Genomic DNA, 13336 nt, shown 5'->3' with positions numbered 1-13336 from the left:
ACCGTCACCGCCTGACGCTCACCCGGAGGCGGGCGCGACCAGGGCGAAGGCCCCCGGGGCGGACGCCTCCCGGTACAGCGCGAGGGCCCGCTCGCCCATCACCGCGCTGTACGAGACCTCCGGTACCGTGCCCCCGCCCTCGTAACCGCCGAGCACACCGGCCAGCTCCCCGTCCACGAGCCAGGGACTGCCGCTGGTGCCGCCGCTGAGGTCGGGGCAGTCGATGCGACGCTGCGTCCCGGAGAACAGCTCGGTCGTGTTGGTGCAGCTCAGCGGGGTTTCGCTGGTGCTGGGGTAGCCGAGGATCGTGACGGGCACTTCGTCCGGCTGCCGCCCGGCCACGGGAAACCCGCCGACGACGTCCTCGATCCGGGCGCCGTCCAACGGGGCGAGCGTCGCGAAGGCGATGTCGGCGTCCGGGTCCTCGCCGTCCCGCCAACCGGGAGCCGTGTACACGTCGGTCAGCCGCCACACTCCGTACGGGGCCTCGCCGTCCCGGTAGCCCGGCGCGAAGACCGCGGTGTCCGGGTCGTCCAGGCAGTGCGCGGCCGTCGCGATCAGGTCGTGGCCCTCGCTGCGCACCACTGCGGCGGTGCAGAAGTGGCCACCGTCCAGCCCTCCCGCGAACAGCGCCCCCACCCGGTCCGCCGCCGCCCCGGGGCGGGCGCCGACGGTGAAGCCCAGGGGCGGCGCGGCCGGCGGGTCGGGGACGTCCACGCCCAGCAGGGCCGCCGTCGCGCTCAGGGCGAGCAGGATCCGGGAGGCGCGCCGGGCGCGGGGTCGGCCGGCCTGTCGGGGAAACATGCCATGGATCATGTTCTGAGCCTCCCCGTCGAAACCCTGTGCGGAGCCAGAAATTCCATATGAATCAGCTGTGAATCCGGGAAGGGAGGCCACGCGCGGGGCCGGCACAGGTCGGCGGCCGGCCCCGAAAAGCGCCGCGCAGGCGGTACCCGGCCCGCGGGGCGAGACTGGCAGAGGTGCTGTCCAGGGGGGCCGAGGCCTTCAGGAGGTCCCGTCATGACCACACGGCGCACACCCGTGATCTTCATCCACGGCCTGTGGCTGCACTCGACGAGCTGGCAGGGCTGGGCCGACAGCTTCCACGACGCCGGCTACGAACCGCTGATGCCGGAGTGGCCGGGCGTACCCGACACCGTCACGGGGGCCCGCCGGCTGCCCGACGCGCAGGCCGGCGTCGGTCTGGCCGAGATAGCGGAGGCGTACACCCGGGTCATCCGTACGCTGCCCGCGCCGCCGGTGCTGGTCGGGCATTCCGTCGGCGGTTTCATCGCGCAGCACCTGCTCGGCGAGGGCCTCGCCTCCGCCGCCGTGGCCATCTCCCCGGGCCAGATCAAGGGGGTGAAGGCACTCGCACCGGCCCAGGCCAAGTCGGCGTTCGCCTTCCTTCGCGACCCCGGCAACATCCACCGCGCGGTCTCGCTCAACCGGGAGCAGTTCCGCTACGCCTTCGCCAACGTCGTCCCCGAACCGGACGCGGAGGCGCTCTTCGACGCGTGGACCATTCCGAGCCCCGCCCGACCGCTGTTCCAACTCGCCCTCGGCAACTTCACCCCGCACTCCGCGGCCCGGGTGAACACCGACAACGCCTCACGCGGTCCGCTGCTCCTGATGTCCGGCAAGCAGGACCACACCGTGCCCGACGTGCTGACCCGGTCCACGTACAAGCAGTACCGGCACTCCCCGGCCGTCACCGAGTACCAGTGCTTCGAGGACCGGGGTCACTCCCTGATCGTCGACCGGGGCTGGCCCGACCTCGCCGCCTCCTCCCTGACCTGGCTCGGCACCCACGCCCGCCCGATGGCGGGGGCCCGCTGAACGGTGCCGGCGCGCTCAGGTACGGCGTTCGTAGAGGGTGACGCGACGGCCGCGGAGCTGATGGTCCTCGACCACCGTGAAGTACTCGCGCAGGACGGCCACCTTCGTCCGGTCCCGCTCGGCGCCCGGCGGACGGGCGACCCGGGCGGCGTCCGTGACCAACAGGACGCGGCGCCGCGCCAGCAGGGCCGCGCGGATGCGGGGCGGGTCGAGCTCCTCGCCCTTCAGGGTGGCGGAGGCCGCCGGGCTCTCGGCCAGTGCCACGTCCGTCAGGTCCCGGAAGGCGCCGGGGGAGACGAGCGCGGTGTCGCGACGGGCGGCCGGCACGAAGAGCACCGCGTCCCCGGCGCGCCCCAGCCGGTCCACCTCCCCGGCCACGGCCAGCACGTCGTCGATCCGGCTGGCCGGGGCCCGCCTGCCGAGTTCCACGGGCAGCAGGACCAGCACCGCCACCCCCGCCACGGCCGGGACGAGTACCGTCGATGCCCTCGGCAGCCTCGGTGCCAGGGCCCCGGCGCCCGCGCCCAGCGCGGCGCCGATCAGCAGGGCCAGACCCAGCATGCCGAACAAGATGTAGCGGTCCAGGAACAGGGGCTGCACCAGGGACAGCCCGACCAGGGCGAGCTGCGGCACCGCCAGCAGGGGCAGTCCCACGGCGGCGACCGACAGCCGACCACGGGCCGGGCGGTCCGTCCACGCCCCGAACGCCCCGACGGCCAGGAGGATGCCCGGCCCGATCAACATGTTCCAGGTCAGCGGTGGTATCCACGACACCTGGTCGGACTGGCCCCGGCTGAACAGGATCAACGGCAGGGCCCCCGTCACGGCGCACGCCCCGGCCCCCAGCCAGCGCAGCCACACCCCGCGCCCGGCCCGCACCCACCACAGGGTCACCGCGTGCGCGGGCAACGCGAGGAGCGACAGCCAGTTCAGCAGGGCGCAGACCAGCACGAGGAGCCCGTACGCCGTCCAGCGCGGCCACGTCCGTCGCCCGGTCCGTCCCGGCCCGTCCCCGACGAGGGACACCAGGAGCAGCGCCGACAGGGCGGAGCCGGCGGCGACCAGTGCGTAGGGCCGGCCCTCCTGGAGGTGGAACTGCACGGCGGGCAGCAGCCCGAGGGCCAGCCCGGCGGCCAGACCGGTCGCCGGCCCGGACAACCGGTTCCCGATCAGGGCCACACAACCGGCGGCCACGGCCACCGCGAGGACGGACGGCAACCGCAGGGTCGTCGTGCCGGCGCCGAACACCTCGAAGAGACCGTGCATGAGGAGGTAGTACAGGCCGTGCACCGCGTCCACGTTGCCGAGCATCGCCCAGATCTCGCCCGTCGACCGTCCGGCGACCTGCCAGGTCGCCGCCTCGTCGCGCCACACGCTGTCCTGCCGGGAGAGCCCCCACACACCGAGCGCCACGGTCCACAGGACCGGCACCGACCACACGAGGAACGAGCGACTGCGGGCCGGTGCGGCGCCGGGTATGTGGGATGTCATGAAGGCGTGCTGGTCCTCGGTGCGGGTCGTCGGCGGAAGACACCAGTCTATGGACGACACGGACGGTTTCCCGACACGGTGTTGTGCACGACGGAGCGTGAGTACCCGGCCCACCACCCCTAGCCTCGCCGCAGGAGCACGAACGAGGGGCGGTACCCGGTGAACTGGCTCATCCACGACTACCGCGAGAGCGATCTCGCAGCGGTGGTCCACCTGATCGACACCACGGCCGAACTCGGCCAGGAGTCCGTCTTCTCCCTGGCCGAGTGCATCAGCGCCCTCACCGACCGGCAGCCCTGCGTGGTCGCCGTCCACCAGGGCGTACCGATCGGCGCCGCGCTCGCCTGCGTCACCGGGGAGCGGGCCTGGGTCATGCGCATCGCGATCGCCTCGGGCTGGCGCGGCCGGGGACTGGCCAGCGCCCTCCTCGTCGAACTCGAACGCAGGCTCATAGCGGCCCGCGTCGGCCGGATCGCGTACGTCCTGCCCGAGGAGGACATGCTCGGCGAGGGCCTCCTCAACGCCGGCTACACCCGGCAGCCCGCCGTCGCCTACTTCGAGAAGACCGAGCCGCTGCACGGGCCGGCCGCGGGCCTCCTCGACGACCTCGGCGGCCGGTTCCTCCCGAGCGACCTGTGGGACAAGGTCGCCGGGATGGAGAAGGAGAAGGACCTCATCGAGCGGCGCGTGGTGCTGCCCCTCGCCGAACCCGAACGGGCCGCCTCGCACGGGGTGCGACCGCCGCGCGCCATCACCCTCTTCGGCCCGCCCGGCACCGGCAAGACCACGTTCGCGCGGGCGATCGCGTCCCGGCTCGGCTGGCCGTTCGTGGAACTGCTGCCCTCCCGCCTCGCCGACGAGGGCAACCTCGCGGCGGCGCTGCGCGACGCCTTCGCCCGGATCGCCGAACTGGAGCGGGTGCTCGTCTTCATCGACGAGGTCGAGGAGATCGCACCGGTACGCACCGAGCCCGCCCAGCCGGGCGGGATCCACGGCGTCACGAACGAGCTGCTCAAGCTGATACCCGGCTTCCGGGAGGGCGACGAACGGCTGCTGGTCTGCGCGACGAACTCCGTCCGCTCGCTCGACCCGGCGTTCCTGCGGCCGGGCCGCTTCGACTACCTGATCCCCATCGGCACCCCGGACGCCGGGGCCCGCGCCGCGATCTGGTCCCGGTACACGGCGGGCCGCGCCGACGTGGACGTGGCTGCGCTGGTGGAGGCGACCGAACTGTTCACCCCGGCCGACATCGAGCACGCGGCGCGGATCGCGGCCCAGGTGTCCTTCGAGCGGGACCTGGAGGCGGTGGGTGCGCGGGGCGCGGCGGCAGCCCAGCTCGGCGCGGTCACGCGGGACTACCTGGCGGCGGTCGCCCAGTGCCGGCCGACGGTGACGCCGGCGATGACGGGCGAGTTCGAGGCGGACATCACCGCCCACGCCCGGTTCTGAACCCCGTCCCCCCGGTTGCGGCGGGGGGACGGAAACGAAGCGGCCCGCAGCCACTCCCCAAAGCGGCTGCGGGCCTCCCCGCGCGGACTTGGCATCCGCGCGGGACGGCCACGTTCCGGTTGGGGTGTCGACGGCTGGAACGTGGCACGCAGCGGTGCCCGAGGGCGTCCTGCACGCCCTCGTCAACACTCTCCGAGTCAACCAGCGCACGGGGTGGTCGCGCTTCGGCCGGACGGTCGCGCCCGGCCGGCCGGAAGTACGGCCCCCGGCAACGGATCCGGGGCCGGACGGCCGAACGGGGGCCGTCCGGGTTACGGTCGGGCCATGGCCTTCGTCGTATTCATGACCCTGCCGGGGATGGCGATCGTCCTCACCGTCGTGGCATTCCTGGACCTGGCGCTGCTCCGCGCCGGTCGGGCCGGGCTGCTGCCCTGGCGTCGGGGCGGCCGGCAGGGACAGATCTCCTCCACCGGGTTCGAGCAGCTCCACGCGAGCTTCTCGCCGGGCAAACAGAACGAGTTGGAGGAACGCCGCAGCGCCCTCGTCATGCGCGACGACGAGGAGGACGGCGCCCCGCCGCGCTCCCGCGTGGATCTCGACGGGGGCCGCGCCGTGATCAGGGTGCCCGCCCGGCGGCCCGCCGGGCCCGCCGTCACGGGCGGCAGCGGTAGGTGAACTCCACCGACGCGGTGCGCTTCACGGGCTCGATCAGCTGGAGTTCGGCCTTCGCGGGATGGGTTCCCGTGCCGTGGAACGTCCACAGCAGGTGCAGTGTGGCCTGCTCGCGGCCACCGGGCACCCGCTCCGTGAGTTCCTCGGAGCGGGTCCCGTCGCTGCGGACCCAGCGGTAGACGAGGGTGCCGGGCCGGCCGTTCGTCGACACGAAGGCCACCACGTCGGCGGCGGCGTCGCAGCCGGGCCCCTGCGGATCGGTGCTGACCCGGACGTCACGGACCTCGACGGACGGCCCGAACCGCTGCCAGCCCAGGTATCCGAGGACGAGCGCCAGGACGACGACGGCGAGGGTGTACCGCCGCCAGCCGCCGCCCCGGCGCGCGGGCGCCGCAACCGGCGCCGCGACCAGCGGGAACGGGGCCGGCATGGCCGCCGTGACTCCGGGCCCGAACCGCATGACGGATCCCTCGACCCGGTCGGGGACGGCCTCCGCGGGCGGCGGGGGACCGGTGAACCAGTGGCTGCCGAGGACGGTGGCGCTGTAGTCGTCGGTGGCGTCGACGGGTTCGGCGCGGCCGTGGTCGCCGTCGCCGGTCCGGGGTGCGCGGGGCTCGTTCATCGCGGGGGCTCCGGCTGTCGGCAGCGGCTCAGCAACTGCGAGTCGGACGCCGAGGAGTTCCCGGCGGCGGGCTTGGTGGTGACGCGCACGCCGCCGTAGCAGCCGTTGCCACGGCTGAAGGTGTGCGACCGGACCACCTGGGCGGTGGAACCGGCCGGCACGACGAACGTCTCGCTGCCGTCGGCCGTGGTGAACGCGCCCGGCGCGTCGCCGAGGAACCACTCCACGACCACGGTGACCGTGCCGGCGCCCTGCGTCGCGACCGACACCGTGGCGTCGCCGCGGTAGATGCCGGGCTGCAAGGACACGCCGACCTTCGTCACCCGCAGGGTCGGGGTGGGAGTCGGCGTCGGCGTCGGCGTGGGTGTCGGGGTCACCGTCGGCTTGGTGGTCGAGTGGTCGGGGCTCGGCGTGTGGGAGGCCGAGTACGAGGGGGACGGCGTCGCGGACGACGAGGGCGACGGCGAGGGCGAGGCCGACGCGGACGCGCTGGGGGACGTCGAAGGGCTCGGCCCGGCGGACACCGTCGCCGACGGAGCCGGGTGCGGGGAGGCGCCGCCCGGCGAGGACGGGCTCGTGGTGGCGAAGTCGCTCAGCGCGGACGTCCCCGGCGGGGTGCCACCGATCGCGTCGGTCGTCAGGACCAGCAGGGCACCCAGCACCAGCGCCAGGCCCGTCGCCAGCCAGCCGCCTCGCCCCGGAGCCCATACCGACGGCCCGCCGACCGAAGTGGTCGCCACGGCGGTGGTACCCGCCGCGGCGCCCGCGGACGGGAACAGCAACGGCAGCAGGGCGGCCAGCGCCGCCAACTTGCGCTGCCCGCGCTCCTCCCACTGAGGCCCGTACGCCGCCAGGGCTACCTCCTCCAACTCGGCGACGAAGGCCTCGGCGTTCTCCGGACGCTGCTCGGGCAGCTTGGCCAGACCGCGCCGGATCAGCGGGCGCACCGGCTCCGGGGCCTCGGTCTCCGGCACCGGCGCCTCGATGTGCTGGACGGCGAGCTCCGCGAAGTTCTCCCCGTCGTAGGGCTTGCGCCCCGTCAGGCACTCGAAGAAGGTCGCCGTCGCCGCGTACACGTCGGCCGGCGGCGAGGCGGGGCGCCCCTGCCACTGCTCGGGTGCCATGTAGGCGGGCGTGCCCGCCACCCCGGGCGTCGTGCCGCGCCCGGCCGCGATCCCGAAGTCCACGAGCTTGGAGGAGCCGTCCGCGGCGACCAGTACGTTCTCCGGCTTGTAGTCGCGGTGCACGACGCCGGCCCGGTGCGCGGCGGCCAACCCCAGCAGCGAGCCCTTCAGCACCACCAGCGCGGCCTCCGGCTCGGACCGCCCGGACTGCTTGAGCAGGGCGCGCAGGGAGATCCCGTCGACCAGTTCCATCACGATCGCGGCGCCGCCCGGCGCCTCGACGTACTCGTACAGACCCACGACGTACGGGGAGCCGAGACCGCCGAGGAGCCGCGCCTCCGCCCGGAACTCACGGACGAAGGCGGGGTCGTCGCGCAGGCGGTCGCTCAGGTACTTCACGGCGACCGCGGTGCCCGTGCCGTCGTGGACCGCGAGCACCACCCGCCCGCTGCCGCCCGCCCCGAGCTCCCGTACCTCGCTGTATCCCGGTACCGTCCACTCACCGCTCATCGTCGCCCCCCGTCCGTGGCATCGCCGCATCCCTCACCCGTCGTACCCGACCGGCCACCACCAGGGACACGTTTCCGCCACGGCTGGTTCCCAACCGGGAGGGGCGTCTCGAAGCGGTGTGCGGTCAGGCCGCCGCCGCGAGCGCGCCGATCATGGCGTGCAACCTGTCGGCCGCGGCCCGGCCGAAGGACGGGTCGTTGATGTGGGTGTCGTAATCGTGGATCCGGGCCGCACTGCCCCGCAATCCGTCGCGCAGTGCCGAGAACAGGGCCCGGTCCGCGCCGGGGTCATGGTAGGGCCCGCCGGGCGCGCCGAGCGTCGACAGTCCGCGCAGTGGGACGCAGACCTCCGTCGGCCCCGTCGAGCCCCGCAGTTTGGCGGCGACCCGCCGGCCGAGCTCCGCGCACTCGGACTCGGTCGTCCGGATCACCGTGATCGACGGGTTGTGGACGCGGACCCGGCGGTAGCGGGCCCGTTCCGGCAGGCTCTCCAACGGCCCGAACTTCACCATGTCCAGCGCCCCCAGGCTCACCACCTGCGGGATCCCCGCCCGCCCGGCCGCGGTGAGCCGGTCGGGTCCGGCGGTCAGGATGCCGCCGCACAGGTCGTCGGCGAGTTCGCTGAGGGTGAGGTCCAGCACGCCGGCGAACACCCCCTGCCCGGCCAGGGTCTCCAGAGTGCGGCCACCGGAGCCGCTGACGTGGAAGACCAGCACCTCGTAGCCCAGCTCCGTCAGCCGCTCCCGCGCCGCGTCCACCCCGATCGTGGTGACGCCGGCCATGCTGGCCGCGACCAGCGGACGGGGTCCCGAGCCGAGCCGGGCCGGACGGCTCCGGTCCTGGGCGGCGCGGGCCCAGCCCTTCGCCATCCCGGCGACGGCCTCCACGGCATTGGCCAGCACCGGGGCGGAGACGCTGTTGATCCCCGCGATGTCCACCACGCTGTACATCATCGTGAGGTCCGAGGAGCCGACGTACGGGGCCACGTCCCCGGACGCCATCGACGAGACCATCACCTTGGGCACGCCCAGCGGCAGGGCCCGCATCGCGCGGCTCGCGATGGAGGTGCCGCCGCTGCCCCCGATCGCGAGGACCCCGTGCAGCCGACCCTCGGCGTGCAGGCGTAACAAGGTCGCCTCGGCCCCCTTCGCCATCGTGGTCACGGCCGCGCCCCGGTCGGCGGCCGCGCGCAGCTCCGACAGTTCCGTTCCCGCCGCCCGGGCCACCGCTTCGCGCGGCACGTCCGCGGGCACCTTCGGTTCGCCCATGATCCCGGTATCGACCAGGACCACATCGACGCCGGCGCGCGACAGCCTCTCGCGCAGCCAGCCGTACTCGACACCCTTGGTGTCCAGGGTTCCCACCAGCACGACGTTCGTCATATGTGCAATGTCCATGCAGGTGGGGTTTGTTGGCAAGTAAAGGTCGGGTCAACCCTTCAGGAGTCCCAACAGTCGCTCCAGGAACGGGATTTGAGAGGCAATCAGCTTGTTTCTGGCCACCGTGGGAGCGAACCAGGCCACCCGGTCCAGTTCCGGGAACTCCTCCTCGCGGCCCGAGTGCGGCGGCCACTCCATCGTGAAGGTGCCGGGCACCATCAGGGCGGGGTCGAGGTCGGCCTCCACCGCCCAGATGGTCACCAGCTTCCCGCTCGTCAGCCGTACGTCGCCCAGCGGCAGGTGTTCGCCCTCCGGCGGCGGCAGCCCGATCTCCTCGGTGAACTCCCGGCGGGCCGCCTCCCGCGGGGTCTCCTCGGGGCCGTACTCGCCCTTCGGGATGGCCCAGCCACCGGCGTCCCGCCCCGACCACAGCGGACCGCCCATGTGCCCCAGCAGCACCTCGATCCCGGAGCCCGGATCCTCCGCGACCCCGTCGGCGGTCCGCCGGAAGAGGAGCAGCCCGGCACTGCGCTTGTACCTGATCGGTCCCGTCATGGACCCATGTATGCCCCGCCCCGACCGCGCTCAGCGGTCGGGGCGGGGTGAAGGTCAGTGCGGGTGCGGGCCCTGCCGGTGCACCGGGCCGTGGGCGTCGGCGCAGTGCCCGTCGCCCGAGTTCTCGTCGCCCGGACGGCCGACCGAGAGCAGCGAGTCCTGGACGTGGTCCACCTGGAGGGTGGTGTGGGTGATCCCGTACTCCTTCTCCAACAGGGCCTCCAAATCGCGGCGCACGGCGTGGCAGTCGCCCGCCGGCTCCACCAGCACGTGCGCGGACAACGCCGCCTGCCCCGAGGTGATCGTCCAGATGTGCAGGTCGTGGACCTCCGTCACCGGCGGGTGCCCGGCGAGCCGGTCGCCGACCGCGTCCGGGTCCAGGTGGGCCGGCGCCGCCTCCAGGAAGATCCGGCCCGACTCCCGGACCAGTCCGTAACCCGCCTTGACCATCAGCACCACCACCACGAGCGAGGCGATGGAGTCGGCCTGCCGGAAACCGGTGGTCAGCACGATCAGACCGGCCACCGCCGTCCCGATGAAGGCGAACAGGTCGTTCAGGATGTGCTGGTAGGCGCCCTCGACGGCCAGCGAGGTCCGGTTCGCCCGGGAGATGCACCAGGCCGCCACCACGTTGACGACGATGCCCGCCAGTGCCGTCACCAGCACCAGGCCGCCCTCCACCGGCGGCGGATCGATCAGGCGCCGCACGGCCTCGTACGCCAACCACACCGCCAGGAGCAGCAGCGTCAGACCGTTGGCCTGCGCCGAGAGTATCTCCGCGCGCTTGAGGCCGAACGTGAAACCGCCGCGGGCCGGGCGGGCGGCCAACCGCATCGCGATCAACGCCAGGACGATCGAGACGGCGTCCGTCAGCATGTGCGCCGCGTCGGAGATCAGCGCCAGCGAATGCGCCATGACGCCGATGACCACCTCGATCGCCATGAACCCGCAGATCAGGGCCAGCGCGATGCCCAACCAGCGGCGGTCGGCGTCCGGGTCCACCCCGTGGGAGTGCCCGCCGGGGCCGTGCGCGTGGGCGCCGTGACCGTGCTCGGGGTGCTCGCGCCCGGCGGGGTCCCGGGCCTCCCGGCCGCCTCGCCCCGGGTGTCCGTGCTCGTGCGCCTGCTCGTGCGCGCTCATCGCTTCCCCCGTCTTTGTTCGCCGTCTGTTCGGTTCCGACGCGTGAAGTGAAGCGCACCGCGACGCGAACGGCAAAGGCTGCAACGGGGACCGTTGTCATTACCTTTAACACCCCTCTGACCTGCTGTTATGCCAGCAGCGCAGGATCATGGGAAAATCTGTCCATGGTCCAGCGCCCCGGTGTGCCGACCCCACCCGAACTCGTCCTGGAAACCGCCCGCGGCTCCACCGAGATGAGCCCGGAGCGGACCTACCACGTCGGCCGTGACCCCCTCTGCGAGATCTGCCTCGACGACGCCCGGGTCTCCTGGCACCACGCGGTACTGCGCCCCGACGGCGACCACTGGACCGTCGAGGACGAGGGCAGCACCAACGGCACCTGGGCGGACGGCCAACGGGTCCACGCCTGGAGCGTCGGCCCCGGCAGCGAACTGCGCTTCGGCAGCCCCCAGGACGGCCCGCGCGCCGTCCTCGTCGGCCGGCCGCCGCCACCGCCGCCGGCCCCCGACCCCGGATCCGTCGCCCGGCCCGCCCGGCCCTCCGGCGTCGCGGCACCCGCCCTGACCGGCACCTTCCGCCGGCCCACCAGCGTCCGGCCGCTACCCGCCCGGACCGCCGTGCGGATCGGCCGCGACCCCGCCAACGACCTCGTCCTCGACGACCTCGTCGTCTCCCGCCGACACGCCGAACTGCGCGCCCTCGCCGACGGCACCCACGAGATCGCCGACCTCGGCAGCCACAACGGCACCTACCTCAACGGCGCCCCCGTCGAACGGGCCCCCGTCACCGAGGGCGACATCGTCGGCATCGGACACTCGGCGTTCTGCCTCGTCGGCGACCGGCTCCAGGAGTACGTCGACACCGGCGAGGTCTCCCTCGACGTCCAGGACCTCGCCGTCACCGTCGACCACGGCCGCAAGACCCTCCTCGACCACGTCTCCTTCCCCGTCGGCGCGAAGTGCCTGCTCGCCGTCATCGGCCCCAGCGGCGCCGGCAAGTCCACCCTGCTCGGCGCCCTCACCGGACTGCGCCCCGCAGACCACGGCAGTGTCCTCTATGACGGCCGCGACCTCTACCGCGACTACGCGGAACTGCGCAGCCGCATCGGCCTCGTCCCCCAGGACGACATCCTGCACGCCCAACTCACCGTCCGGAGGGCCCTCACCTACGCCGCCGAACTCCGGTTCCCGCAGGACACGGCCAAGGCCGAACGGCAGGCCCGGGTGGACGAGGTGATCGGCGAACTCGGCCTCGAACAGCGCGCCGACCAGCCCATCCACAGCCTCTCCGGCGGCCAGCGCAAACGCGTCTCCGTGGCCCTCGAACTGCTGACGAAGCCCTCCCTCCTCTTCCTCGACGAACCCACCTCCGGCCTCGACCCCGGCATGGACCGCTCCGTCATGCACATGTTGCGCGGGCTGGCGGACGACGGCCGCACCGTCATCGTCGTCACCCACAGCGTGCTCAGTCTCGACGTCTGCGACCGGCTGCTGGTCCTCGCGCCCGGCGGACGCACCGCCTACTTCGGGCCTCCCGGCCGCACCCTGGACTTCTTCGGCTTCAGCCAGTGGCCCGAGGCCTTCGAGGCCTTCGAGAAGGAACGGGACCGCGACTGGGCCGGCCGGTACAGGGCCTCCCCCGAGTACCGCAGGTACGTCACGGGCACCGCCCGACCCCCGCTGCCCGACGGAACCCGGCCGCGCCCCGCCGACGCCGACGTCGCACCGCCGCCCACCGCGCAGAGTTGGGGGTCCCAGCTCTCCACGCTGATCCGCCGGTACGCGGCCGCCCTCGGGGCCGACCGCACCTTCCTCGCCATCATGGTCGCGCTGCCCTTCGTCATGGGCGCCATGGCCCGCGCCCTCGCCGGCAGCACCCTCACCAGGGAATCGGCGATCAACGCCCTGCTCATCCTGTGCGTCGGAGGCGTCCTGACGGGCGCCGCGAACGCGGTCCGGGAACTCGTCAAGGAACGGGTGATCTACCAGCGCGAACGCGCCGTCGGACTCTCCAGATCGGCCTACCTGATGTCCAAGGTCGTCGTGCTGGGCGCCATCACCGTCGCGCAGGCCGTCGTCCTCACGCTCGTCGGCCTCCTCGGCGTGGAACTCGGCGCCCCCGACGGCAAGGGAGTCTTCCTCCCGCCGCTCCTGGAGATCATCGTGGCCGTCGCCCTGCTGTCCTTCACCGCGATGATGCTCGGCCTGCTGGTCTCCGCCCTCGTCAAGAAGGAGGAGGTCACCATGCCGCTGCTGGTCCTCCTCGCCATCGTGCAGGTGGTCTTCTGCGGGGCGCTCCTGCAACTCGACGGGGTCCCCGTCATCGAACAGCTCGCGTGGCTCGTGCCCTCGCGCTGGGCGCTCGGCGCGATGGCAGCCACCCTCGACCTCGGCCGGATCGTGCCCGGCCCGCTCACCGACGACCCCCTGTTCGCCCACTCCGCCGGGGTCTGGCTGCTCGACATCGGCATGCTGGTGGCCCTGTCCGTCCTGTTCGGGGTGCTGATCGCCCGGCTGCTGCGCCGGCACGAGCCCGCGATCATGCGGAAGTAGGCGC

General features: G+C 73.3%; 11 protein-coding genes. 4 read left to right on the top strand and 7 right to left on the bottom strand.

What is annotated here, in order from left to right; translation table 11 throughout:
* Positions 1-18: 18 nt before the first annotated feature.
* On the bottom strand, positions 19-804 hold the full coding sequence (locus tag ACZ58N_RS02340) for a trypsin-like serine peptidase (protein ID WP_471154570.1): 786 nt from the start codon (positions 802-804) through the stop codon (positions 19-21).
* Positions 805-1020: 216 nt separating this feature from the next.
* On the opposite strand from ACZ58N_RS02340, the gene ACZ58N_RS02335 reads away from it, so the two are divergent.
* Positions 1021-1839, top strand: a complete 819-nt coding sequence (locus ACZ58N_RS02335) for an alpha/beta hydrolase (RefSeq protein WP_471154568.1) — start codon at positions 1021-1023, stop codon at positions 1837-1839.
* Positions 1840-1854: 15 nt separating this feature from the next.
* Here ACZ58N_RS02335 and ACZ58N_RS02330 read toward each other — a convergent pair whose 3' ends face one another.
* Positions 1855-3330, bottom strand: coding sequence for a glycosyltransferase family 39 protein (locus tag ACZ58N_RS02330; RefSeq protein WP_471154566.1), 1476 nt, complete (start codon positions 3328-3330; stop codon positions 1855-1857).
* 159 nt (positions 3331-3489) lie between these two features.
* Between ACZ58N_RS02330 and ACZ58N_RS02325 the strand changes: the two genes are divergently transcribed.
* Positions 3490-4779, top strand: coding sequence for an ATP-binding protein (locus ACZ58N_RS02325; RefSeq protein ID WP_471154564.1), 1290 nt, complete (start codon positions 3490-3492; stop codon positions 4777-4779).
* A 324-nt stretch (positions 4780-5103) separates the two neighbouring features.
* The gene (locus ACZ58N_RS02320; protein ID WP_471154562.1) at positions 5104-5454 is read left to right on the top strand and encodes a DUF6191 domain-containing protein; all 351 of its coding nucleotides are present in this window, start codon (positions 5104-5106) and stop codon (positions 5452-5454) included.
* Here the strand turns inward: ACZ58N_RS02320 and ACZ58N_RS02315 are convergent.
* The 5 genes from ACZ58N_RS02315 to ACZ58N_RS02295 all read right to left on the bottom strand — a co-directional run bounded on the left by ACZ58N_RS02315 (position 5432) and on the right by ACZ58N_RS02295 (position 10780).
* Entirely contained in the window at positions 5432-6073 is a 642-nt protein-coding gene (locus tag ACZ58N_RS02315; protein WP_471154560.1) for a hypothetical protein, read from the bottom strand. The genes ACZ58N_RS02320 and ACZ58N_RS02315 overlap by 23 nt on opposite strands.
* Positions 6070-7707: a serine/threonine-protein kinase gene (locus tag ACZ58N_RS02310; RefSeq protein WP_471154558.1), complete on the bottom strand. Its 1638-nt coding sequence runs from the start codon at positions 7705-7707 to the stop codon at positions 6070-6072. Before ACZ58N_RS02310 ends, ACZ58N_RS02315 begins: the two co-directional genes overlap by 4 nt.
* 124 nt (positions 7708-7831) lie before the next feature.
* Positions 7832-9088, bottom strand: coding sequence for a Tm-1-like ATP-binding domain-containing protein (locus ACZ58N_RS02305; RefSeq protein WP_471155198.1), 1257 nt, complete (start codon positions 9086-9088; stop codon positions 7832-7834).
* A 48-nt stretch (positions 9089-9136) separates the two neighbouring features.
* Positions 9137-9640 (bottom strand): NUDIX hydrolase, encoded by a 504-nt coding sequence (locus tag ACZ58N_RS02300; protein WP_471154555.1) that lies wholly within the window; start codon positions 9638-9640, stop codon positions 9137-9139.
* Between the two features lie 54 nt (positions 9641-9694).
* Entirely contained in the window at positions 9695-10780 is a 1086-nt protein-coding gene (locus ACZ58N_RS02295; protein WP_471154553.1) for a cation diffusion facilitator family transporter, read from the bottom strand.
* A 164-nt stretch (positions 10781-10944) separates the two neighbouring features.
* Here ACZ58N_RS02295 and ACZ58N_RS02290 point away from each other — a divergent pair, with 164 nt between their 5' ends.
* Positions 10945-13332 carry an FHA domain-containing protein gene (locus ACZ58N_RS02290; RefSeq protein WP_471154552.1) on the top strand — a complete coding sequence of 796 codons (2388 nt, stop codon included), beginning with the start codon at positions 10945-10947 and terminating at the stop codon, positions 13330-13332.
* The last annotated feature ends 4 nt before the right edge of the window (positions 13333-13336 follow it).

Source organism: Streptomyces sp. NPDC040432, assembly GCF_055595445.1.
Note: the sequence above shows the minus strand (reverse complement) of the source record. Positions and strands in the feature narration are given on the sequence as shown.